Raw genomic sequence first — 23,677 nt, forward strand, 5'->3', positions numbered from 1 at the left:
TCCTCCTCACCATGTGAAAGCGCGCAGCAGGAAATCCGGCGTCGCTTGATGCTCGGCGTAAAGTTGCTGTTTTTCGACGGCTGTCGCGGTCTCGAGGATACCGGTCGTCACCAGAGCGGTGCTGAGTCCCGCCCCTCGCCCGCCGGCGATGTCGTGCTCGATGCTGTCGCCGACGCACACGACGCGAGTGCGATCCGGGTTGCCCAGCAGCTTCAGCGCGGCGGCGTAGATCTCGGCAAACGGCTTGCCGATCCAGGTCACCGGCCCACCGAGTTCGACATAGAGTTCGGCAATCGCCCCCGCCCCGAAACGCGGACCGACGGACGTCAGCATGATCTTGTCGGGGTTGGTGCAAAGGCAGACCACGCCACGCGCCGCGGCAGGTTCGAGCAGGCGGCGATAGTGGCCGAGATCGAAGCGATCGCCTTCGCTCGCCGCAAGCAGCACGATATCGGCTTGCGAACCATGATCGACCAGCGTCAGCGGCAGCCCATCGACCGCCGACCGATCGCCATCGCGCGAAACAAGCAGGCAGCGCACATTCTTCCCGCTGGCAAGCGAGCCGCGCAGGCTTTGCCAGGCGACCTCGCCGGAAGAGAGGAAATGCCCCCAGCTTCCGGGAACGAAACCAAGCTTTTCGAGCCGCGCTTCATTGGGCGCCGAGCGCTTGCCCGAATTGGACAGCAGCAAGATCGGCTTGCCGGCCTGCTTCAGCCGCACCAGCGTCTCGACCGCGCCGGGGTAAGGTGCAGAGCCGTCATGCAGCACGCCGAACTGGTCGAGGATGAAGGCATCGAAGCGGTCGGCAAGATCGCGAATGCCGGAAAGCTCGTGCACCATCACAGATCCCCCACGGCCTGCAGGCCACCCAAGGCAAGCCGCGCGGCGCCCGCTGCCGCCTCGGTGGATTGGGCAGGTAGTAACGGCACCTGCAGTTCGCGTTGCCGTATCGCGTTCCATTGCGCATTGGCGGCACCACCGCCGACGCTGCGCACCGATTGAAGCGGGTCGGCGCCGAGACCGGCCAGACGGTCAAACCCACGTTTTTCGATCGCCGCCATGCCTTCGAACATCGCCTTCAGGAAGTCGGCGTCGCTGGCCGGACGCGGCTGCAGCCGCGGCGCGAAAGCAGGATCGAAAATGGGGAAGCGCTCGCCCGGCTCCAGCAGCGGATAGAAGTGCAGGCCGGTCAAAACCGCCGGATCGATCGCGGCCGACAGCCGAACAATTTCTTCGGCGGAGAAGAAATGCGAGAGCACCTTGCCGCCGCTGTTGGAGGCGCCGCCCGCGAGCCACATGCCGTTGATGCGGTGGCTGTAGACGCCGTAGTCCGGCGCGAAGATCGGCCGGTCGCACAGCAGTTTCAGCGTCAGCGTCGACCCCAGTGCCGTGACCCCGTCGCCCGGCCGGTCGGCGCCGGTCGCCAGGAACGAAGCACAGCCATCCGTGGTGCCGGCAACGATCACGACCTCTTCGCCAAGCCCGAACGCCCTTGCCATGTCAGGTGCGATGGTTTCCACCGGTGCGCCGGGTGCAACCACGCGCGGCAGCAGATCCATGTCGAGGCCCGTCGCCGCGATCCATTCCGGCCACAGCCGCTCGACCGGGTCATAGCCGGTCTTCAGCGCGTTGTTCTCGTCGGTCGTACCGAAATGCCCCGCGAGCCGACCGGCGATCCAGTCGGCCTGGTGCAGTATCTTGGTAACGCCCGGCACCGACTGGAAGCGCAGCGCCTTTGCAAGCCCGGAGGTGGCGCCATGCGCGCCGCTCTCGGCTGGGATGACGGCGCGGATGCGCGCCAGCAACTCATCATCCTCGACCCGATCATTGTACATCAGCGGCGCGGCAAGCGGCTCGCCATCGCCATTGACCGGCAGCAGCGTGCCGGAAGTAGCATCGATCGCGATGGCATGAACGCTTGTCCGATCGATCCCGGCAAGGGCTTCGATCAACGCACGCTCGACCGCCTTCCACCAGATCGATGGATCGCGTGGATCGGGCCCGAATTCCGCGAGCCGGGCGCTGCCCTGCGCCACGATATCGAAGGACGGCGTCATCGCGACAGCACGAGCGCCGGAGGTACCGAGATCTATGCCAATGGCCAGAGCGTTTCCGCCTGTTTTGGAGACGCGGAAACGCTCCGTTTTTTGCCGAATTTGCTCGAGGGGGGTACCCATCAGGCGATCTTCTTCTGAGCTTTGCGGGCAAGCTCCTGCCGGTACTTTTCCGCATCCCAGTCGGTCAGCTGCCCGTGTTCCTCTTCGGTCAGCACACGGACTGGCGCATCGGCGGGAATGCGCGCCGTCACATCGGCAAGGCAGCGCGCCATGGCGTCGGCGCCGGGCACGGCATCGCCACGCATGAGAACGCCGACCCCGGGCCACAGGATCGCGATGGGCGCGGTGCCCAGGCGAGCGACCACGGCGGCGGCGTCTTCATCTTGCGTGGCGATGACCGAACCGGCGCCGAGGAAAATCACATGATCGGGATAGAGGCTGCCTTTTGCTGCCAGCGCGGTGCTCTGCGGATCGGTCGCTACCCAATGGGCCGCTTCGGACGAGGGTAACCGGTAATCGCTGCCGGCGATCAGCCGGGCCAGCCGGTCCAAGTCCGCGCCGGGCGCGGCACGCGGAGCGACATGCAACCTTGCCTTGACGTCGGAAAGCAGCGCCTCGGCCTCTTTCACCGTGCCGGCGCCGACGACCAGGCCGTGATTGGCGAGAATCAGCACGTCCGGCCGGTTGCCGCTGTTTTCCGCAATGGCGAGCGCCAGCGGCAGGCCGGGCCGCGCATAAGGCACATACGCCCAGTTGAGACCGGCAAGACGGGGCGCGACCTGATCGACGCAGTCGCCGCGCACGGCAAAAGCGATCGTGTCGACGCAATGGACGTGCAGCACGACGCGGTGCGGCATCAGTGCATGCACGGTGGTTTCGATCGATGGGCGCAGGCCCGAACCGTTGCGTTCGGTGACGACGAATTGCTGCGCCTGTTCGGCAGCGGGGTCGACAGCCTCGACTGCCGCTATCAGCGGCGCCATCTCGACCGGCACCATGATGTCACGCTCGGCGGCATGGGCGAGCCAGGTTCCGGACGCCTTGATCCAGAGCGTGCCGTCAACTTTCAGCGACGTGTTGCCGCCGGCCCCCTGCGTCAACAGAGGGTCGTCGCCGATACGGGCCGACAGGGTCTTCAGCGCGGCAAGCTCGGCTTGCCAATCGACCGCAGGCATGACGCGATCCTTTCCAGATTCAGTGTCGAAATCGGCCGGCAGGCGGGCCGGCCGATTTCATGGGAGGAGACACCAACGAGCGCCTCCTCCCGCAAACTCAGAAGTCGAAGTTGTTGATGTTGTCCTTGCTGAAGACGGTCGGCGCGCCGAGCAGGATCTCCGAGCCGTTGATGACGGAGAGATCGCCCAGCTTGCCGGCCTTCACCGAGGTTGCTCCCGGCGCCAGCGTGCCGTCGGCGACGGCACGCAATACATGGGCGGCGGCGTAGCCGAGATCGACCGGGTTCCACAGCACCACCGACTTCACGCAATCCGCGGCGACATAAGGCTTCATGGCGTTCGGCGTGGCGAGGCCGACGACCGCGACCTTGCCGCACTTCTTGGCCTGGGTGACCGCGTCGGCGGCAGCCGGCGTGGCGACACTGGTCATGCCGAAGACGCCCTTCAGCTCGTCACCATATTTGTTGAGCAGCGTGTTGGTCTGGTTGAAGGACAGGATGTTGTCTTCCTGCGCTTCCACCGTTTCCAGCCACTTCATCTTCGGATGGCACTTGGCCTGGTAGGCCGCCATTTCGGCGATCCAGCGCGCCTGGTTCGGCGTGGTGAAGGTGGAGGTGACGATGGCGAAAGCGCCATCCTCGCCGGTTTCCTTGGCCATGGAATCGACCATCGCCTTGGCGATGCCATTGAACTCGGCCTGGTTGACGAACCACTGGCGTGCATCCGGCGTCGAGTTGGCGTCATAGCCGACGACGTTGATGCCGGCGGCCAGCGCCTTCTTCAGCACCGGCGCGATCGCCACCGGATCGTTGGCGGCGAACAGGATGCCGTCGACGCCGCTGGTGATGTAGTTGTCGATCAGCGTGATCTGGTCGTCGATGTTGGCCTTGCTCGGACCATCGGTCTTGGCATCCATCGTGCCGATTTCCTTGGCGGCGTCGGCAATGCCCTTGGACGTGGCGTTGAAATAGCCGATGCCGACCAGCTTCGGCACGTCGACGACCTTCAGCGTCTTGCCCTTGCGGTCGGGCGCATTGGTCGGCGCGCCGCCATCGTAAGGCTTGGCCGCGACCGTTGCCGGCGTGGCATCGCAGGCGAGCGGATTGGTCGGCAGGTCGTCACCGCCGGTCCAGGCGGCGGATTGGGCATGGCTGAGGCTTGTCGAGAAGGACAAGGCCAGCAGTGCGCTGAGCACTTTATTACGCATTTTCATCCTCCAATTATTCGTCCGGACACTGATGAGCGGCAGTGAAGGACGCTTCTCCCTTGTTATCGAGTGCCGCTCCTCTCGAAGAGGTTGCTGGCGAGGATCGCCAGGATGAGTACCGCGCCGATGAGCATGATGGTGCCGTCGCCCTTCACACCGGCCAGAGACAGGCCGTTCTTCAGCGCCTGGATGAGGCAAAGGCCGATCATGGTGCCAACAATCGTGCCGCGGCCGCCGAAGATCGAGGTGCCGCCAAGCACCACCGCGGTGATGGCGTCGAGTTCGATACCGGTGCCCATGTCGGAGCGCGTCGTCGAGACACGCGAGACGAAGATGACGCCGGCCACGGCCGCCGCGAAACCCGATGCGGTGTAGAGGGCGAGCTTGGTCTTCTCGACCGAAAGGCCGGAGAAGCGGCTGGCGACCTCGTTGGAGCCGATGGCATAGACCGTGCGCCCCCAGCGCGTGTAGGCAAGGATGATCGAGGCGATGATCGCCGCCGCCACCAGGATCCAGAGCTGCGTCGGCACACCCAGCACCTCGCCCTGGCCGAGCACATAGAACCAGTCCGGGTAGCCGCGCACCGAACGCGCCTGGCTGATGCCTTCGGCAAGTCCGCGATATAACGCCAGCGTTGCCAGCGTCGCGATCAGCGGCGGCACGGTGAAGCGGGTGATGATCAAGCCGTTCACGAAGCCGGCAAACGTGCCGACCGCGATCGCAGCCACCGCAGCCGCCGGCAGCGGCAAGCCGATGTTCTGCCAGAACACGCCGGTCAGGATCGCGGTCAGGCCAAGGATGGAGCCGACGGAAAGATCGATGCCGCCGGTGGCGATGACAAAGGTCATGGCGATGGCGATGAGGCCGATCTCCGTCATCAGCCGGCCCTGGTTGAGCAGGTTGGAGACGGTGAAGAAACGATCGGACTGGAACGACAGCACGACCAGCACGACGACCAGCAGCAGGGCCAGGAAGGTTTCGTGACGGAGCAGGGATTTCCAGTTCATCCGTGCCCCCTCAGAGCCTGCCGCGCCGGCGCAGCATGTCGGCAAGCACCGTGGCCAGGATGAGCAGGCCGATGACCGCGCGCAGCCAGTAGGCCGAGACGTTGACGAAGATCAGCGCCGAGCCGATCGTGGCGAACAGTATGGTTGCCAGCGTCGAGCCGATGACCGTGCCCGAACCGCCGAGGATCGACACGCCGCCGATGACGGCAGCGGTGATGACGGTGAGCTCCAGATTGGGCGGCACCGTCGACTGGATCACCTGCAGCTGCGTGGCGAACAGGATCGTCGCCAGCCCGGCGAAGGCGCCGTGGATGACGAACACCGCGACCGTGCGACGCTCGACCGGGATGCCGGTGGCAAGGGCCGCCTCGGCATTGCCGCCAATGGCATAAAGCGAGCGCCCGAAGGCCGAGTAGCGCATCCACAGGGCAGCGGCGATCGTGAGAACGACCATGAAGACCAGCGGCACCGGCAGGCCCAAAATGCTCTTCTGGGCGATCAGGAAATCAGGCGGCAGGTCGGTGATCCAGGTGCCGCCGGTGACGCTGATCAGCCCGCCGCGCATGATCGACAGCGCACCCAGCGTCACCACGATCGAAGGGATGCGCGCGTAGGCGACCAGCATGCCGATGACCGCATTGACCGCCATGCCGACCACTACCGGCGCCAGCCAGGCGATCCAGACCGGATAACCTGCAACCGCCAGCGTGCCCGAGATCGTCGCCAGCACACCGATCAGCGCGCCGACCGACACGTCGATATGGCCGGTGATGATGACCATGGCCATGCCGATGGCGGCAACGGCGATATAGGCATTGCCGGAAAAGATCGTGGTCAGGTTGTTGGCGCTGATGAAGCGCGGATTGACCATCGTCACCACGACGAACAGGGCAACGATCGCGGCAAGGACGACGAGCTCCTGTCCATAGTCGGCAAACAGCCGCCGGAAGAAGCCGGGCCGCTGTGCGGCCGCAGAAGGACGGGTTGGCGGAAGATCGACGATAACACTCATCACGCCGCCTCCCCGCTCTGATGTGCCGTCATCGCCATGCCGACGCGTTCCGGCGTGGCGTCGGCCCGGTCGATCTCGCCGGTGAGGCGGCCACCGCTGATGACCAGCACGCGGTCGCTCATGCCGAGCACCTCCGGCAGCTCGCTGGAGATCATCAGGATGGCGACGCCCTGCTTCACCAGCTCACCCATGATGGTGTGGATCTCGGCCTTGGCGCCGACGTCGACGCCGCGCGTCGGCTCGTCGAGGATCAGCACCTTGGGATTGGTCTCCAGCCATTTGGCGATAACCACCTTCTGCTGGTTGCCGCCCGACAGTTCGCCGACCGGCTGTCCGATGTTGCGGCAGCGCACGCTGAGCCGCTTGACGGCGTCGAGTGCGCGCTGCGCCTCTTCACCCGCCTTGATGAAAATTCCGGACGAGAAGCGCTCTATCGAGGCCATCGACACGTTCTTGCGGATGGCCATCTGCTTCACCAGGCCCTGCTGGCCGCGATCCTCCGGCACATAAGCGATGCCGAGGTCGCGCGCCTGGCGCGGCGAGGTGATGCTGACCGTCCTGCCCTCGAGCGAAATCGAGCCCGAGGTCGCCGGCGTCATGCCGAACAGCGTGAGCGCGAGTTCGGTGCGGCCGCTGCCGACCAGGCCGGCAACGCCGAGAATTTCGCCGCGCCGCAGGGAAAAGGAGATGTCCTGCACATGGCGGCCGTGATTGAGGTTCCTCACCTCCAGCACCGTGTCGCCGATGACGGCTTCGGCCTTGGGGAACAGGCTGTCGATCGGCCGGCCGACCATCATGGAGACGAGAGCGGCCTCATCGACCTCCCCGATGTCGCGTGTGGCGACATAGCCGCCGTCGCGCAGCACGGTGACGCGATCGGCCAGCGCGAAGATCTCCGGCATGCGGTGGCTGACATAGACGATGCCGACGCCGCGCTCGCGCAGCTGCCGCACCACCGCCATCAGACGCTGCACATCCGCCTCCACCAGCGACGCGGTCGGCTCGTCCATGATCAGGATGCGCGCATCCTTGGAGAGTGCCTTGGCGATCTCGACGCGCTGGCGCTGCGCCACCGACAGCGTCAGCACCTTGGCGTCGACATCGAGGTCGAACGTGTCGAGCTGGTCGAGCAAGGCACGCGTACGCGCCCGCACCTCGCCCCAGTCGATCCAGCCGCCGGGCCGGCGCGGATAGTTGCCGAGGAAGACGTTCTCCGCCACGGTCAGCTCGGGAAACAGCAGCAGTTCCTGATAGACCGTGGCGATGCCGGCGGCGGAAGCGTCCCGCGTGGAAGCAAACCTCACTTCCTTGCCGTCGACCGTGATGGTGCCGGCATCGGGCGAATAGAGACCGGACATCATCTTGATCAGCGTCGACTTGCCGGCGCCGTTTTCGCCGAGCAGCGCATGCACTTCGCCCGGGCGCACGTCGAAGCTGACGTCCTTCAGCGCTTTCACGCCGACGAAGGATTTCGACATGCCGGTGAGGCTGACATAGGGGGCGACGGTCACAGGCTCGCCTCCTTCGCGGCTGTCTCTGCGCGCGCCGCATCGCGGGCATTGCCGGCCAGTTCACGCCAGCGATCGCGATAGGCTTCCAGGCCGGGCACGCTGCTCGCCGCAACCGGCACCGTCTCGTCGCGGAACGGCATCGTTCCGAGCGCCTTGAAGGCAAGGGCGGCAGCGCCGGTCGCCGAGCCTTCGCTCATTTCGGAATGGATCACCGTCTGGCCCGGGCGCAGTTGCGCCAGCATCGCCGTCAACAGTTCGATCTTGGCGAGACCGCCATCGACGACCAGAAGATTGTCGGAGCGGATAAGGTCGAGCGACAGGTCCGTCATCATCAGCACATAGAGGGCGGCAACAGCGGCACGCTCCTCGCCCTCGACATCGCCGCCGACGATCTTGCCGCTGGTTTCCGGGAACGGGCCGCCGGCAGCCCATGACGGCAGCGCGAAGATGCCGCGCGCCATCACCCGCTCGACTGCCTGCTGCGAGATCGGCTGGTTCCAGCTTTCGCTGATCAGGTCATACTCGCGCCCGCCCATGAAGCGCAGCGAAGGCGCCGGCTCGCCATCGACCGTGACGTTGGCGATCATGTCGCGCTCGCGGTCGAGCGCATCGAGCGGACAATCGAGGTTGATGATGATGACCCAGGTGCCGGTCGATACCAGCGTGAAGCCGGACAGGCCGGTCATGCGGTAGTAGGCAAGGGCGGCGTTGGAATCGTGCACGCCGTTGTGGACGCGGATCGAGCGACTGGACCCGTCCGGCAGCGCCACACGGGTTTCGCCGATGATCGCGCCGGCGGGCTCTATCTCGGGGAACTTCCCGCGCCAGTCCAGCCGGTCGACCAGTGAGGAAAAATCGCGCTTCAGCGGCGCCCACAACTGGCTGTGCGCGCCGAGATAGGACCATTCCGCGAGCGGGCGGCCGGAAAACCGCCAGCCCCAATATTGCGGATAGCAGAGGATCGCCTCCGTATTGGCGAAGACGCGCGGCTCCTCCTGCTTCAGCCAATAGATGTGGCGCGCGATCGAGAAGCCGAGCGGCAGCCAGGGCGTGTAGGTCTCCGAAAAATCCGGCAGCATCGGATCGATCACCCGCGCGATCGATGGCGGGATTTCCTGTTCGTAATCCAGCACGGGATGCAGAAGCTCCGCGCCACGCACCAGGGCGAAGGCGCAGCCATGGGCGGAAACCATAAGCCCACCGACATCGTGTTGGGCGACGACGTCGGCAAGCTCGCGGCTCATCCAGGCAAACAGGCGCTCGTCATCGAGCACATGGCGGCCGCGGTGATCTTTCCATACCGGCCTGGTGCGGCGCTCGTCTAGCAGGGCGCCGTCGGGTGCGAACACGAACAGCTTCGAATTGGTCTTGCCGAGATCGAAAACTGCCAGTGCGCCGCTCATCCTCCCTGCCCCCCACTTGGGGCGATGCGCAGGGCGATACCGGCGGCCTCCAGCATCTTGGCATGCTGGTCCGACAGGCCGTCGTCGGTGATCAGGACACCGATGCGGGTCAGCGGCAGGGCGGCGTGGCGCGCATGGATGGAGAATTTGCGGCTGTCAGCCAGCACGATGACCTGGTCGGCATTGCGGCTGAGATCCTGGATGGCGCGCACCATGAGCGGATGCGATTCCAGCAGCCCGTCGGCACTGATGCCCTGCGCGCCGAGGAAGAACTTCGAAGCAAAGAAGGCCGGCTGCGACGGTGAATAGAGGACACGCGGCTCGCGGTACAGTTCGCCGCCGGCAATCGTCAGGCTGCATTTGCCATGCTCGCCGAGATAGGCGGCGAGCGGCATGGAATTGGTGAAGAGGCGGACGTTGCGTTCGGCCAGCTTGACGCCGAGGTGGTAGCAGGTCGAGCCGCCATTGACGATGACGGCATCGCCGTCCATCACCATGGTCGATGCCAGTTCGGCGATCTGGCGCTTGGCATCGACGGCGAGGTCGCGGTTTTCGTCATAGGGTCGGGCGAACGCGGTCGTCTGCGAGGCGGCGCCATCGAGCGCGGAGATGCCGCCATAGACCTTCCGCGCGCCGCCGGACTGATCGATCTTGTCGATGTCGCGCCGGATGGTGGCTGCCGAAACGCCAAGCTGTTCCTGCAGCTCGCGCACCGACGCAAAGGGCCGGTCGCGCAGCAGCTCGATGATCTGCCGATGGCGGACCAAGTCGTTCAAGCCAGAATCCTCCCAAGACGATCGACAACCGACCATCATGAGCCAAGTTACGCAAAATCGATGCTTGCGCAAGTCATTTGTGAAAAACTTTGCTCATATTGCGATGCATATAACGCAGTTAGCAGCCGCAATATGAGTGACTTCAATCTTTCATGATTGACAAACCGCATGGCTTGGACTGATTTTAGCACTCATGCCGCGCCTGGGAGGCCGGCGGGAGGACCAGACATGCTCGACAAACAGCCGGCACGGCTCGCCAATCTCTGGAATGACGGGAAAGCGGCGGCGATGAGCGAACCGGAACGGCTCGTCTATCGCTCCAACCTGCTGGGTTCCGACAAGCGCATCACCAACTATGGTGGCGGCAACACATCATCGAAGGTCTGGCAGAAGGATCCCTTGACTGGCGAGGAGGTCGAGGTGCTGTGGGTGAAAGGTTCGGGCGGCGACAGCGCCTCGATCAAGCTCGACGGCTTTGCCACCCTTTACATGGACAGACTGCGCGCGCTGAAAAATCTCTATCGCGGCGCGGCACATGAAGACGAGATGGTCGGCTATCTGCCGCATTGCACCTTCAACCTCAACCCACGCGCGGCTTCCATCGACACGCCCTTGCACGCCTATGTGCCGAAGCCTTTCGTCGACCACATGCATCCCGACGCGATCATCGCCATCGCCGCCGCCAGGAATTCCAAAACGCTGACACAGAAGATCTTCGGCGACGCGATCGGCTGGCTGCCGTGGAAAAGGCCCGGCTTCGAGCTTGGCCTGTGGCTGGCCAAGTTCTGCGCCGAGAACCCGCAAGCGCGCGGTGTCATCCTGGAAAGCCATGGCCTGTTCACCTGGGGCGACACACCCAAGGCGTGCTACACGACCACGGTCGACGTGATCAACCAGGCCATCGACTGGTTCGAGCGCGAAACGAAAGGCAAGCCAGCCTTCGGCGGCACGGTCGTGCAAGCCTTGCCGGCGGCCGAGCGGCGCGCCATCGCGGCACGATTGATGCCGATCGTGCGCGGCATGATCTCGAAGCCGGGCGCGATGAAGATCGGTCATTTCGACGATTCCGACACGGTGCTCGACTTCGTCAATTCGGCCGAACTGCCGGCACTCGCCCCGCTCGGCACCTCTTGCCCCGACCATTTCCTGCGCACCAAGATCAGGCCGCTGGTCATTGGTTTCGATCCGGCCAACCCGGACATAGACGCGGTGGCGGCAACCCTGCCCGCGGCGCTCGACGCCTATCGCGCCGACTACCAGGCTTACTACGAGCGCTGCAGATATGCCGACTCGCCTGCCATCCGTGACCCCAATGCTGTGGTCTACCTGATGCCCGGAGTCGGCATGTTCACCTTCGCCGGCGACAAGGCCACCGCGCGCATCTCGGCCGAGTTCTACGTCAACGCCATCAATGTCATGCGTGGCGCGGCGGCGGTCTCCTCCTATGCCGGCCTGCCGGAACAGGATGCCTTCGACATCGAATACTGGCTGCTCGAGGAAGCCAAGCTGCAGCGCCTGCCGAAACCGAAATCGCTGGCCGGTCAGATCGCCTTCGTCACCGGTGGCGCCGGCGGCATCGGCAAGGCAACCGCCATCCGCCTGCTGCGCGAAGGCGCCTGCGTGGTGCTGGCCGACATCGACGAGGCGGCACTCGGCACTGCGCAGGATGAATTGGCCAAGGTCTTCGGCAAGGATCTCGTGCGCAGCGTCAGGCTCGACGTCACCGACGAAGCGGGCGTGGCCGCAGCCTACGCCGACAACGCCGTCGCATTCGGCGGCGTCGACATCCTGGTCTCCAATGCCGGCATCTCCTCCTCCGCGCCGATCGAGGATACGGAACTGTCGATGTGGAACCGCAACATGGACATCCTGGCCAAGGGCTATTTCCTGGTGTCGCGCGAGGCCTTCCGCACCTTCAAGCAGCAGAAGCTCGGCGGCAACATCGTCTTCATCGCTTCCAAGAATGGGCTTGCCGCCTCACCCAATGCAGCCGCCTACTGCACCGCCAAGGCGGCCGAGATCCATCTCGCCCGCTGCCTGGCGCTGGAGGGCGCGGACCATCAGATCCGCGTCAACACGGTGAACCCGGATGCCGTGCTGCGCGGCTCCAAGATCTGGACCGGCGAATGGCGTGAGCAACGCGCGGCCGCCTATGCGATGCAGCCGGATGAGCTGGAAGAGCACTACCGCAAGCGCTCGATGCTGAAACGCTCGGTGTTTCCGGAAGACATTGCCGAAGCGGTTTATTTCCTGGCGTCCGACATGTCGGCGAAATCGACCGGCAACATCATCAATGTCGACGCCGGCAACGCCCAGAGCTTCACGCGCTAGAGAAACTCCGTGCGGAGCACGCGCGGAGGCAAAAGCGGCAAATCGCGCGCGGTGGGGGCACCGCGCGCGGGAGGCGACTGGCATCGCCAGATGCCAGTCGCCTGACTTCAGAGGATGTTATGCTCCTCTCACGTAAGGCAGCAGCTCAAGTCCACCGCGGTAGATCATGTCGCCGGCGACATAGAGAATGACGACAAGGCCGACATAGGCGATCCAGCGATATTTCTGCAGCAGATTGGCGATGAAGCTCGCGGCGATGCCCATCAGCGCGATCGACAGGACGAGACCGAACACCAGCACCCAGGGATGCTCGCGCGCCGCGCCGGCGACGGCCAGCACATTGTCGAGCGACATGGTGATGTCTGCGATCACGATCTGCCAGGCGGCCTGCGCGAAGGTCTTCCTCGGCGCGGCCGTGCCGCCATGCGCGTCTTCGCCGGCAACGCCTTCAAGCGCTTGCTGGCCATGTCCATGCTGCAGTTCCTTCCACATCTTCCAGCAGACCCACAGAAGCAGCAGCCCGCCGGCGAAGAGCAGGCCGACGATCTGCAGAAGCTGGGTGGTGGCGGCGGCAAAGCCGATGCGCAGGACGGTGGCGGCGATGATGCCAAGCAGGATCGCCTTGGCGCGCTGATCCTTGGGCAGGCCGGCCGCGGCAAGGCCGATGACGACGGCGTTGTCGCCGGCCAGAACCAGGTCGATCATGATGACCTGGAACAGCGCCGTCATCGCTTCGGGGGTGAAAAAGGAATTGATAATTTCTGTCATACGGCACCCTTGATATCTGAAGGGCGGCGTAGCTTTCAGAGCTGCTCTGGCGCGATCGCGCTAGCGTATCGACATTTATTGCCAGAATTCAGGGACGTCTAAGCCAGGCCACCGGATTGAAAAATCCCAGTCCGACATCACAGCCTGGATGGCTGCCAGAGGGGCCCGGCCTGGTGGCTCTCACCTACTCGACATGACGGCAAAATTCAATGTCAAATTGTGGCGTGCCGGCAAGGGTGACAGCCGGCGCGGGCAGACCGCGATTCCACCGCAGGAGCCCCGGCGGTGGAACGAAGCGTTGCTCGAGGAGACTGCTATCCCTTCGCGAGGGTGGCGTTTCCGGAACCGGTCGGGACATTCCTCGCCTGCCATTTCCTGTGCAGGTAGAAATACAGCTTCACATATTGGCCGACGAGGATCGCGTTCAGGATCGTGCCTTCGCGGATGAACATGATCTGGTGCAGGAAGAGCAGGCCGATGCAGGCCGCCACCACCAGCAAGGTGCAGTCGAAGGCGGTTTTGATGTTGCCCCATTTCCGGCCCGTCCGCTTGAAGACCGTGTTGACGAACATGTCGATCGGCATCAGCACCAGATTGGCGCGGATCATCAGGAACAGGCCGAAGGCCAGCGCCGCGTCGCCGAACACCAGCAACAGCACCTTCTGGTAATAGACATCGAGCGCGATGAAGCTGGTCATCTTGAGGTTGAAATCCAGGAACACGGCAAGCGCGAAGGCCGGGATCAGCGAGGCGAAATTGGTGAGCTTGAAGTCCTTCGGCAGCACCAGATAGGTCAGGAACAGCATGATCAGCTCGAGGATGAAGTTGTAGGTTCCCTGGCTAAGCGGCGGAAACACCAGCGTCATCGTCCTTGTCAGGCTGCTTTGCGGCGAGATGCCGATGCCGGCCCTGATCGCCAGGCTGACGCCGACAGTCAAGATGTAGATGCCGAGCAGATACATGATCCACCGCGCCTTGAGGCTGCCGGTGCTTTGCATTTCGTCCGAGGCTGCTTGATGCGCCATGGATGTTCCCTCCCCTTTGTTCCGTTTCCACCCGCCGGGCCTCCTCCGCCCGCCAGGGTGTCGTGATCTTCGGCTGCCGGCTATTCCATGAACCGGAAGCGGTGCAATGAAATGAACAGGCTGAGCAGCTTGTTGACGACGGGCTCGCCCTCGTTGCGGTTGCCCATCTCTTCCAGCGCGGCATCGATGGCGGCGGCGCTGGTAGTCAATTCATCCACCGTCATATCCGCCATGACGCCATGGATTTCGAGCGGCATCACCGCCTTCTCCACCCTGTTGTCGGTGACGATGCAGGCGCCGGAATAGCGGTCGACCTGTTTCAGGCAATGACACATCTCATCGCTGTCCTGTCCGACGGCGACGAAATACGGCGTCGGGGCTGGCCAGAAGGTGGCGACGGCACCACGGGTCACGTTCACACCCTTGAACAGGCCGCTGACGATGTGGCGCTTGCCTTCGGCATAACGCTGGACGACGCAAAGCCGGCTCAGCGTCTTGCCGTCGTGTTCCTGGACGACCTTGCCGTCCCTGAAGGGAACCCAGATCTCCTGGTGGAATTTGGCATGGCCGCGCCCATAGACGTCGAACAGCAGGACCTTGGCCTGGCTGCCATCGGCCGAAACCTCCAGCGGCACAATGTCGAGCGCCTGTGGAGCCAGGTCATTCAGACCCGGACGTCCGGCGGTGCGCATGCCGGAATAGTCGATGTCGGCATTGCGCAGCAGCTTGCCGCCTTCGGCAATCAGCTCGCCATCCTTGAAGACGTAGAGCGGATTGATCCTGGACAGGCTGTCGGTCAGCACGATGTCGGCGAAACGGCCCGGTGTCAGCGAACCGATCTGGTCGTCCATGTGGAACGACCTGGCGGTGTTGTAGGACGCCATCTTGATCGCCTTGATAGGGTTGATGCCCATGTCGGCGCACAGCGAGATGATCCAGTCCATATGGCCCATCTTCTGCAGGCGCTCGATCGAGATGTTGTCGGTGCACAGCATGAAATTGTCCGTCGGGAACTTGCGGTCGACGATGCTGCGCAGCAGCGTCCTGATCACCTCGTTGCTGCCGACGCCGAACTTGATGTGCGTCGGGAAGCCGTAACGGATGCTCTTTTCGATGTCGTCGCCGGTCCAGACGTCATGGTTGTTGGAGACGCCGATCGCCGGCAGGTAGTTCAGTACCATGTCGGAGAGCGCGGTAACGCCCCAGTGGCCGTTGAGGAAGCCGCCCTTCTCCCGTACCCAGGCCGCCTTGTGGAAGTCGTCTTCGCTGCCCGAGCTGTAGGTGAAGTGTTCGAATTCACCCAGCCCGATGACCGGCTCCATCTCGAGCACGGCCTTCGTCACCGAAGCCGCCGTCTTCTTGCCTGGCGCGAAGGCATAGAGGCGATAAGGCAGCTTGTGATAATCCCTGAACAGGTCCTTCGCGGCCTGCACGCCGTCCTCGCCGGCGGCGCTCAGCAGATCCAGGCACTCGGCATAGATCGTCGTGGTGCCGCACGGCACCATCGCTTCGGCAAGTGCCGTCGGGTTGGCGAGCTGGGATTCGAAATGCAGGTGCGCGTCGATCAGACCGGGTATCGCGTAAAGCCCCTCGCCATCGAAGACCTGCCTGACCTGGATTGTCGCCTCGTCGGGATTCAGCGCCACGATGCGCTTGTCGTAGACGAGGATCGAACCCTGGTAGACCGTCTCGCCATGCACATCGAGGATGTTGAGGTTCTTCAGGAGAAGATCGGCCTCCTTCTTGCCGTGCAGGATGTCGAAGATCGCCCGGACCTTCTCGTAGTGATCGATCTTGACGTGCTGCATCGTGGCCGCTCCTCCCTCGCCGTGCTTATGCGGCTGATAAGAAGCGATTGAACCGCTTCCGAAAAGCAGTATTTTCTGCTCACATCGCTCTCTTTTCGAGAGCAGTAAGATGAGGGTATCCGGTGCTGCATTCACGCATCCTGCGCTATCTCGACGAGGTCGCGCGCAGCGGCTCGATCCGCGGGGCGGCGGAACGGCTGCACGTCGCCTCATCCGCCATCAACAAGCATGTGCTGCAATTGGAGGAAGCGATCGGCGAACCGCTGTTCGAGCGATTGCCGCGCGGCCTGCGATTGACACCAGCCGGCGAAATCCTGGTTGCCCATGTACGCAGGACGATGCGCGAATACAGCCAGGTCGAAGCGGAGATCCGCGATCTCAAGGCACTGCAAAGCGGCGAGGTCATCATCGCCACGATGAACGGGCTGGCCGGCGGCATCGTCCCGCAGGTGGCGGCCGCCTTCTGCGCGCGGCATCCGAAGATCAAGATATCGATCCGGGTGATGTTCATCCGCGACATCGTTCAGGCCGTGGCCGATGGCGAGGCCGACCTCGGCTTCGCCTTCAACCTGCCGGAACAGCAGCAGCTGGAAGTGCTGACCAGGATGGATGGCCGCCTCGGCGCCATCGTGTCGCCCGAACATGCGCTCGCCGGCATGGAGACCGTGCCGCTGGCGCATTGCGCCGACTATCCGCTGATCTTCGCCGACCGCAGCATGCTGATGTTCGACATCATGACGGATGCCTTCCACCAGGCTGGGCTCGATGTCGAGCCGAGCTTCCTGACCAACTCTATCGAGTCGATGAAATACCTGGCGGCAGCCGGTAACGGCGTCGCCTTCCTCAGCAAGTTCGACATCGCCGAGGAATACCGCAGCGGCACGCTGGCCTATCTGCCGATCCGGGATCGGGCCATGGGAAAGAACATCCTCTCGCTGGTGCAGCGCGAGCGACGCTCGCACGGCCTGGCGACCTCCATGTTCGCGGAAGAAATCGTCAGGGCGCTGCGCGCCACCATCGAGTGACGTAGCCCTGTGGGTCTGGAACGCTTCATCGCATCAGCGTTCCGGCGAAACACAACAGCGACCGGCAACATGCCGGCCGCTGTAGTCCAGATCGCCTCGCTTACAGCCCATTGTCCTTCAGGATCTGCGGCGCGTTTTCCTTGGTGATCGTCAGGGTCGGCAGGATGACGGTCTTCTCGACCTTTTCGCCGCCGAGGAACTTCAGCGCCTGGCGCAGGCCTTCGGCGCCCGGCGTGGCGTAGAGGAAGGTTGCCGACAACTCGCCCTTGTTGACGAGTTGCACGCCTTCATTGGGCAGGCCGTCGATGCCGATGAACTTCATCTCCTTCTCGCGGCCCGCATCCTTGGCGGCGAGATAGGCGCCATAGGCCATCGGGTCGTTGTGACCATAGACGAGATCGATCTTCTCGTTGTTGCGCAGCGCGGTCGCCATGATGTTGTAGGCCTGGTCCTGCTTCCAGTCGCCCGACTGCTTGTCGAGCAGGTACTTGATGCCCGACTCCTTGTCGGTGAATTCGTGGAAGCCGTCATGACGGTCATGCGCGGCCTGCGTGCCCATGCCGCCCCAGATCTCGACGACATTGCCGGCGGCCTTGCCCGTGCCGCCGAGCAGCCCGACGGCATATTCGCCCGCCGCGCGACCGATCAGCTTGTTGTCGCCGCCCACGAACTGCGTGAAATCATTGGTCTCGACATTGCGGTCGAGCACGAAGACCGGGATCTTGGCCTCGATCGCCTTCTGCACCACGCCGGTGAGACCAGCCGATTCCTTCGGCGAGATCAGAAGCGCGTCGACCTCCTGCTGGATCAGGTTCTCGACATCGGCAACCTGCTTCTCGGTCTTGTCCTCACCGTCGGTGATGATGAGATTGACGTTCGGATGCTTGGCGGCTTCGGCGAGGATGTCCTTGTTGAACTGCGCCCGCCACGGCTCGATGGTGGTGACCTGGCTGAAGCCGATGGTCCATTTCTTGTCCTCGGCGAAGGCACTGCCCGGCATCAGCACGGTGGTGGCGGCAAGCACTGTCGTCAGGGCTGCCAGCCCCAGGAATTCACGGCGTTTCATTTGCGTTTCCTCCGATTGTTCGAGACTGCGTCTCTTTTGTCGTCCGCTCCTCCGCGGACATTTTTGTCGTCCGCTCCTCCGCGGACGGTGGCGTCGACGCCGACCGCTTTCGCGGCAGGCGCAAATGGGAAAAGAGGTCGGCGGCATTGCGCTCCTGCACGAGCACGGTACCGATGATGATCAGGCCCTTCAGCACGAGCTGAAGGTTCGAATTGATGTTGTGCAGCTGCAGGATGTTGGACAGGAGCCCGAAGATCAGCACACCGCAGAAGGTGCCGGCGAGGCTGCCGCGACCGCCCATCAGGCTGGTGCCGCCGATGACGACGGCGGCGATGGCGTCGAGCTCGAGCCCGGCGCCGGCATCCGGCTTGCCCTGGCGGTATTGAGCCACATAGAGCACGGCGGCGATGCCGGCGAGCAGCCCCGACATGGCATAGGTCGCGATCTTGACGCGACCGGCAGCGATGCCGGAAAGTCTTGCAGCTTCCTCATTGCCGCCGATGGCGTAGACATAGCGGCCGAACGGCGTGAAGCGCAGCACGGCGCCATAGAGGACGATGGCGCCGAGGAAGAACAGTCCCGGCATCGGGATCACGCCGAAGGCGAGCGATCGCAGGGCCTCGAAATCCTCGGTCGCGTTGGAGCCGGTGTAGACCGGCAGCACGGCGTTGTTCTGCCCTGCGGTGAGGCGTGCGATGCCGAGTGCCGTCACCATCATGGCCAGCGTGACGATGAAGGGTTGCAGCCGGCCGGCGACGATGATGACGCCGTTCAGCGCGCCAAACAGCAGGCCGACGCAGGGCGCCACGATCAAAACGCCGAGCACGCCGAATTTCGAACTGACTTGTGGCAGCAGGAACCAAAGCGCGAGAGCGCAGAGGATGACACCGGCTACGGCAGGCAGCGTCACACCGCGCGTTAAATCGAGCCGGACAGCGCGATGCGACGCACCGGCCGCCGGCCTGGCGAGATTGGTGAACAGGAAGCGCGTGACGACGACGCCGAGGAACAGGGCGATGAAAGCCACGGCCGGGATGCCCATGACGGCTGCCGGCGTGGTGCCCGGCATGGTCAAGAGCATCGCCGTCACCACCGTGCAGATCGCCATCAGCGAACCGACCGAAAGGTCGATGCCGCCGGTGATGATCACCGCCGTCATGCCGGTGGCGATCAGGCCCGTGGTGGAGACCTGGCGCAGCACGTCGAGCAGGTTGCCATAGGACAGGAAGATGTTGCTGCCCTTGGAGGTGATCGGCGATGAAAACACGCCGATGAGGAAGATGGCGATCAGCCCCCAGTAGAGCTTGGTGCGCGACAGGACCTTCAGCGCGTTCATGCCGCGGTCCGCCCGTTGGCATGACGCGGTGCTGCCAGTTGCATGATGCGTTCCTCGCTGGCGTGGTTGCGGGGGAGAATGCCGGTCTGGCGGCCTTCGGCCATCACCAGGATACGGTCCGACAGATGCAGCAGTTCCGGCATCTCCGAACTCACGACGATGATGGCGAGGCCCTCGTCGGCAAGCTTGAAGACAAGATCGTAGATCTCGCGCTTGGCGCCGATGTCGATGCCACGTGTCGGCTCGTCGAGCAGCAGGACGCGCGGTTTGGTGGCCAGCCACTTGCCGATCACCACCTTCTGCTGGTTGCCGCCGGACAGCGTGTTGGCGATCTGGTCGATGCCGCTGCAGCGTATGCCCAGCGCCTTGACCGCGTCATCGGCGAGCGCCTTTTCACCCGATACCGAGCGCAGGCCGAAACGCGACAGCGTGCCGACCAAAGGCAGCGCGACATTGTCGACGATCGAAGCCTTGAGATAGAGCCCCTCCGCTTTGCGGTCCTCGGTGACCAGTGCGATGCCGAGATGGCGCGCATCGCGCGGCGAACGGATCGCCACCGGCTTGCCGTCGAGGCGGATGTCGCCGTCAACCCTGCCTTCCGCGCTGCCGAAAATCGACTGCAGGATTTCCGTGCGACCGGAGCCGAGCAGGCCACCGATGCCGAGGATCTCGCCGCGTCCGAGATCGAAGCCGACGCCGGAGATCACCCTGCGCCAGCCACTGCGGTCGGCTCGGTCGAAGGAAAGGTCGCGCACCGTCAGGATCGGCGTGTCGTAGTGGGCGGCGCGCATCGCCGTGGATGCGTCGAGCAGGGTGCGCCCGACCATGGCGGCGATCAGCCTGTCCTCGTTCAACTCGCTCATGGCGCGCGTCAGCACATGGCGTCCGTCGCGGAAGACCGTGGTGCGATCGGCAAGATGCATGACCTCGTCAATGCGGTGCGAGATGTAGACGATGGCGACGCCCTGCGCGGCCAGCTGGCGCATGATGCGGAACAGCCGCTGGCACTCGGCCGGAGACAGCGCCGATGTCGGCTCGTCCATGATCAGGATGCGCGCATCCTTCGACAGCGCCTTGGCGATCTCGACCAGTTGCTGTTCGCCAACCCGCAGGCCACCAACGCGTGCTTCCGGATCGAGATCGATGCCGAGCGAGGTGAGCAGAGAGCGCGATGCGGTGAGGCTGGCCTTGCGGTCGACGATCAGCCCGGCGATCAGCTTTTCCCGGCCAAGGAAGATGTTCTCGGCCACGGTGAGTTCGGGAACGAGGTTCAATTCCTGGTGGATGATGGCGATGCCGGCATCCTCGGCGTCGCGCACGCCGGAAAACCGCACCTGCTGCCCGGCAACCGAAACCGTGCCCTCATAGTCGGTGTAGACGCCGGAGAGGATCTTCATCAGCGTCGACTTGCCAGCGCCATTCTCACCCATCAGCGCATGGATCTCGCCGCGCCGCAGATCGAAGCCGACGTCGCTCAGCGCAACGACGCCGCCGAAAGCCTTCGAGACATTACTGGCGGCAAGGACAGGCTGCCCCGACGGAGGGACGCCATGATCCTGCGGAAACTCACGGTCGGCCATGACAGGAACGGCCTCCCTACCGTGCTGCCAGTCATGCAAAAAGCTAATCTAAACGTTTCGAATTAGTCAAGGATGGAGTCGGGCCATCAAGGCGATGTTTTTTTGATTCTTGCTAAAAACAGGAGAATTCCATAGGTATTGGCAATTGATGCGCTTCAAAACGTTTCGAAAATGACCGAGTCGAGTTCCAGAAAACCCCGAAAGAGCGGCGCGCCGACCATGCTGCATGTGGCGGAGGCCGCACGTGTTTCGGTGGCGACGGTCTCAGCCTATATCAACGGCACGACCACGGTCAGCCAGGAGCTTTCCGGCCGCATCGAGCTGGCGATCCGCGAGATCGGCTACAAGCGCAACGCCATTGCACGCAGTCTGAAGATCGGCACCACCCGCACCATCGGCCTGACGGTGCCACACATCACCAACCCGTTCTTCACTGACGTCGTCTCCGTCATCCAGCAGGCCTTCGACCGTGCCGGCTATGCGGTGATGCTGTGCTGCACCGACGAGGATCTGAACAACCAGGACGAGCAGATCCGGCTTCTGCTCGACCGCATGGTCGACGGCCTGATCATCGCCCGCGTCGGCGACGGCGCCTATCTGAGGGAGACCGTCGAACGCGCCAACGTGCCGGTGGTGCTGCTCGACCGCGAAGTCGACGGGGTCGACAGCGACCGGGTCGTGCTCGACAACCATCAGGCCGTCTTCGAGGCGATCACCTACCTTGTCGAACTCGGCCACCGGCGCATCGGCTACATCACCGGCGCCTTCAACATCACGCCGATGCGTGACCGCATGACCGGCTATCACGAGGCGCTGCTCGATGCCGGGCTCAACTTCGACCAGAGCCTGGTGCGCTCCGGCGACCTGCACGAAGCCGACGGCTACACTGCCGCCATGCAACTGCTTTCCCTGCATGACCGCCCGACCGCGATCTTCTCCGCCAACAATCCGATGGTGGTCGGCGCGATGAAGGCGATCCGCGACCTCGGCCTGTCCTGCCCGGAGGACGTCTCCGTCATCTGCTTTGACGATTTCCCCTGGGCCGACGTCTTCAACCCGCAGCTGACGACGATCGCGCAGCCGGTTCAGGCGATCGGCGAACAGACGGCGAGCCTGCTGCTCGACCGCCTGAACGGCAACCGCGAAGCGCCGTCGCGCCGGCTGGTGCTGAAAGGCCGGCTGATGGTGCGCAATTCCTGCCGGCCGGTGCAGGCAGGTGCCTTTGCAACGACCGCGGCAGTATCGTCTGACTGAAGCTTAACCGGCGTGCAGATCGCGCGGGATCGCTTCGCCGACGGTAAAGTCGGAGAATGATACGTCAAACCCCGGGCCTTGCGGCGAGCACGCCATGACGCCGACCCGGGCATCGGCCGCCGGGAACGGACACAGCCGCGCCATCTGCCAGGCCATGTCGCCGACCGAATATTGCACGCGCACGGCATCGCCGTGCCGGGTCAGGCGGATACGAACCGGATCGGTCGGCTTGGCAGCAGGCAGCGGAATGACGGACCAGTCCGAAACGCCGCGCGTAACGACGACGGAAAAATGCATCATGCCGTCGGTGTATTCGATGCCGGCCTTGATCCAGTGCCGTTCGTCCAGCCGCAGGAAAAGACCGGCCTGGTCATAGAGATCGGCATAGTCGCCGAGCACCGTCGCTTCCGCCGAAAAATCATCGGCGACCGCGCGGGTGTAGGCATGGCCGCTGTCGCGGATGAAACCGTAGAAGGTCTCGCGCCAGAAATCCGTATCCGGCTCGGTCGTAAGCTTCAGTGCACCGGCATCGCCGGACCGCGACTTGGGCTCATTGAACCAGGAAAACTGGGCTGCCATGATGAAGACCGTTCGCTTGGATGAAGGCGCGCCGGATGTCGCGGACTGTCCGGCTTGGAGCCGGTCGACAGGCCACGATTAACTTCCGGCTGGTTTCTGGGTCTGGCAAGCCAGCGAAAGGAATTCGCACACCCTGTCTTTCAGATTGGGCAACGCGTCCGGATCCTCGTTGAGGAAGTTCAGCAGGGCCGACTGGAACAGACCGTCGAGGGCCGCGTAGGCGACCGGCGGCGATATGCCGGGCTCTTTGCCGCTCAGGGCAAATGCCCGCGAAATCACGCGCCAGACCATCTGCTCCAGACTTTTGTCGATCTCGTGCACGTCCGCGCGAAACGCGTCTTCATAGAGCGCCTGCGCCCGCAGGTCATACCACAGGCGGTGAAGCAGGGCCTCTTCGCGCAGGGTCTGGACAAGCCCCTCGGCGAACCGGCTTTCAAGTTCCTGGTAGGAGGTCGCGTCAAGTACGATCTGGTCGTAACGCTTGACGCATTTTGCCTTGTACTCGCGCACGCAATAGGCAATCAGGTCGACCTTATCGCTGAAATAGTAGTGGATGGCACCGTGGGAGAAGCGCGACTTCTGCGCGATTTCGCGCAGGCTCGTGCGCGCATAACCCATCTCCGCCAGTGTCTGAAGGGCCGCCTCGACCAATTCGGCCCGACGTTCCAGGTACTTATCCACCGGAGGTCGCCGCTCGGTACGCTGTCGCGGGGCAGTTTGCATCAAATGCCTTCATTTCCAACTCTCTCGCGGCAAT

Annotated in this window: 20 protein-coding genes; 3 read left to right on the forward strand and 17 right to left on the reverse strand. The window is 63.8% G+C overall.

From position 1 onward, the window contains the following. Nucleotides 1-6: 6 nt before the first annotated feature. The 9 genes from ACFJIU_RS23455 to ACFJIU_RS23495 form a co-directional block, all read right to left on the reverse strand. Complete coding sequence (locus tag ACFJIU_RS23455; protein ID WP_379064038.1) at nucleotides 7-840, reverse strand: TIGR01459 family HAD-type hydrolase; 834 nt, start codon at nucleotides 838-840, stop codon at nucleotides 7-9. Continuing rightward, nucleotides 840-2,177, reverse strand: coding sequence for an FGGY-family carbohydrate kinase (locus ACFJIU_RS23460; RefSeq protein WP_379064040.1), 1,338 nt, complete (start codon nucleotides 2,175-2,177; stop codon nucleotides 840-842). The genes ACFJIU_RS23455 and ACFJIU_RS23460 overlap by 1 nt, the downstream gene beginning before the upstream one ends. Next, nucleotides 2,177-3,232 (reverse strand): class II aldolase/adducin family protein, encoded by a 1,056-nt coding sequence (locus ACFJIU_RS23465; RefSeq protein ID WP_379064042.1) that lies wholly within the window; start codon nucleotides 3,230-3,232, stop codon nucleotides 2,177-2,179. Before ACFJIU_RS23465 ends, ACFJIU_RS23460 begins: the two co-directional genes overlap by 1 nt. A 97-nt stretch (nucleotides 3,233-3,329) precedes the next feature. Then, nucleotides 3,330-4,439 (reverse strand): substrate-binding domain-containing protein, encoded by a 1,110-nt coding sequence (locus tag ACFJIU_RS23470; RefSeq protein WP_379064044.1) that lies wholly within the window; start codon nucleotides 4,437-4,439, stop codon nucleotides 3,330-3,332. 62 nt (nucleotides 4,440-4,501) lie between these two features. Further along, entirely contained in the window at nucleotides 4,502-5,446 is a 945-nt protein-coding gene (locus tag ACFJIU_RS23475; RefSeq protein ID WP_379064046.1) for an ABC transporter permease, read from the reverse strand. A gap of 10 nt (nucleotides 5,447-5,456) precedes the next feature. Next, nucleotides 5,457-6,458 carry an ABC transporter permease gene (locus ACFJIU_RS23480; protein WP_379064048.1) on the reverse strand — a complete coding sequence of 334 codons (1,002 nt, stop codon included), beginning with the start codon at nucleotides 6,456-6,458 and terminating at the stop codon, nucleotides 5,457-5,459. Continuing rightward, a complete protein-coding gene (locus ACFJIU_RS23485; RefSeq protein WP_379064050.1) occupies nucleotides 6,458-7,969 on the reverse strand; it encodes a sugar ABC transporter ATP-binding protein in 1,512 nt (503 codons plus the stop codon). Before ACFJIU_RS23485 ends, ACFJIU_RS23480 begins: the two co-directional genes overlap by 1 nt. After that, nucleotides 7,966-9,372 (reverse strand): FGGY-family carbohydrate kinase, encoded by a 1,407-nt coding sequence (locus ACFJIU_RS23490; protein ID WP_379064052.1) that lies wholly within the window; start codon nucleotides 9,370-9,372, stop codon nucleotides 7,966-7,968. Before ACFJIU_RS23490 ends, ACFJIU_RS23485 begins: the two co-directional genes overlap by 4 nt. Beyond that, a complete protein-coding gene (locus ACFJIU_RS23495) occupies nucleotides 9,369-10,148 on the reverse strand; it encodes a DeoR/GlpR family DNA-binding transcription regulator (RefSeq protein WP_379064054.1) in 780 nt (259 codons plus the stop codon). The genes ACFJIU_RS23490 and ACFJIU_RS23495 overlap by 4 nt, the downstream gene beginning before the upstream one ends. 228 nt (nucleotides 10,149-10,376) lie before the next feature. Between ACFJIU_RS23495 and ACFJIU_RS23500 the strand changes: the two genes are divergently transcribed. Then, the gene (locus ACFJIU_RS23500; RefSeq protein ID WP_379064056.1) at nucleotides 10,377-12,479 is read left to right on the forward strand and encodes a bifunctional rhamnulose-1-phosphate aldolase/short-chain dehydrogenase; all 2,103 of its coding nucleotides are present in this window, start codon (nucleotides 10,377-10,379) and stop codon (nucleotides 12,477-12,479) included. Between the two features lie 117 nt (nucleotides 12,480-12,596). Here the strand turns inward: ACFJIU_RS23500 and ACFJIU_RS23505 are convergent, their stop codons facing one another. The 3 genes from ACFJIU_RS23505 to ACFJIU_RS23515 form a co-directional block, all read right to left on the reverse strand. Next, on the reverse strand, nucleotides 12,597-13,247 hold the full coding sequence (locus ACFJIU_RS23505; protein WP_379064058.1) for a TerC family protein: 651 nt from the start codon (nucleotides 13,245-13,247) through the stop codon (nucleotides 12,597-12,599). 314 nt (nucleotides 13,248-13,561) lie between these two features. After that, nucleotides 13,562-14,272 (reverse strand): YitT family protein, encoded by a 711-nt coding sequence (locus tag ACFJIU_RS23510; RefSeq protein WP_379064060.1) that lies wholly within the window; start codon nucleotides 14,270-14,272, stop codon nucleotides 13,562-13,564. Nucleotides 14,273-14,352: 80 nt separating this feature from the next. Then, nucleotides 14,353-16,080, reverse strand: a complete 1,728-nt coding sequence (locus ACFJIU_RS23515; RefSeq protein WP_379064062.1) for an amidohydrolase family protein — start codon at nucleotides 16,078-16,080, stop codon at nucleotides 14,353-14,355. 122 nt (nucleotides 16,081-16,202) lie between these two features. Here ACFJIU_RS23515 and ACFJIU_RS23520 point away from each other — a divergent pair, with 122 nt between their 5' ends. Then, nucleotides 16,203-17,105 (forward strand): LysR family transcriptional regulator, encoded by a 903-nt coding sequence (locus ACFJIU_RS23520; protein WP_379064064.1) that lies wholly within the window; start codon nucleotides 16,203-16,205, stop codon nucleotides 17,103-17,105. A gap of 100 nt (nucleotides 17,106-17,205) precedes the next feature. Here the strand turns inward: ACFJIU_RS23520 and ACFJIU_RS23525 are convergent, their stop codons facing one another. Genes ACFJIU_RS23525 through ACFJIU_RS23535 form a run of 3 tightly spaced genes read right to left on the reverse strand, consistent with a single transcriptional unit; the run spans nucleotide 17,206 to nucleotide 21,087 of the window. Further along, nucleotides 17,206-18,171 carry a substrate-binding domain-containing protein gene (locus ACFJIU_RS23525; RefSeq protein WP_379064066.1) on the reverse strand — a complete coding sequence of 322 codons (966 nt, stop codon included), beginning with the start codon at nucleotides 18,169-18,171 and terminating at the stop codon, nucleotides 17,206-17,208. Continuing rightward, nucleotides 18,158-19,507, reverse strand: a complete 1,350-nt coding sequence (locus ACFJIU_RS23530) for an ABC transporter permease (RefSeq protein ID WP_379064068.1) — start codon at nucleotides 19,505-19,507, stop codon at nucleotides 18,158-18,160. Before ACFJIU_RS23530 ends, ACFJIU_RS23525 begins: the two co-directional genes overlap by 14 nt. Beyond that, nucleotides 19,504-21,087, reverse strand: a complete 1,584-nt coding sequence (locus ACFJIU_RS23535) for a sugar ABC transporter ATP-binding protein (protein ID WP_379064070.1) — start codon at nucleotides 21,085-21,087, stop codon at nucleotides 19,504-19,506. The genes ACFJIU_RS23530 and ACFJIU_RS23535 overlap by 4 nt, the downstream gene beginning before the upstream one ends. A gap of 219 nt (nucleotides 21,088-21,306) precedes the next feature. Between ACFJIU_RS23535 and ACFJIU_RS23540 the strand changes: the two genes are divergently transcribed. After that, complete coding sequence (locus ACFJIU_RS23540; protein ID WP_379064072.1) at nucleotides 21,307-22,341, forward strand: LacI family DNA-binding transcriptional regulator; 1,035 nt, start codon at nucleotides 21,307-21,309, stop codon at nucleotides 22,339-22,341. Between the two features lie 3 nt (nucleotides 22,342-22,344). Here ACFJIU_RS23540 and ACFJIU_RS23545 read toward each other — a convergent pair whose 3' ends face one another. Together ACFJIU_RS23545 and ACFJIU_RS23550 are read right to left on the reverse strand one after the other, a co-directional pair. Then, the gene (locus tag ACFJIU_RS23545) at nucleotides 22,345-22,920 is read right to left on the reverse strand and encodes a DUF1349 domain-containing protein (protein ID WP_379064074.1); all 576 of its coding nucleotides are present in this window, start codon (nucleotides 22,918-22,920) and stop codon (nucleotides 22,345-22,347) included. A 78-nt stretch (nucleotides 22,921-22,998) separates the two neighbouring features. Then, nucleotides 22,999-23,643, reverse strand: a complete 645-nt coding sequence (locus ACFJIU_RS23550) for a TetR/AcrR family transcriptional regulator (protein WP_379064076.1) — start codon at nucleotides 23,641-23,643, stop codon at nucleotides 22,999-23,001. Between the last annotated feature and the right edge of the window lie 34 nt (nucleotides 23,644-23,677).

Source organism: Mesorhizobium sp. UC74_2 (genome assembly GCF_042701485.1).
GTDB lineage: Bacteria > Pseudomonadota > Alphaproteobacteria > Rhizobiales > Rhizobiaceae > Mesorhizobium.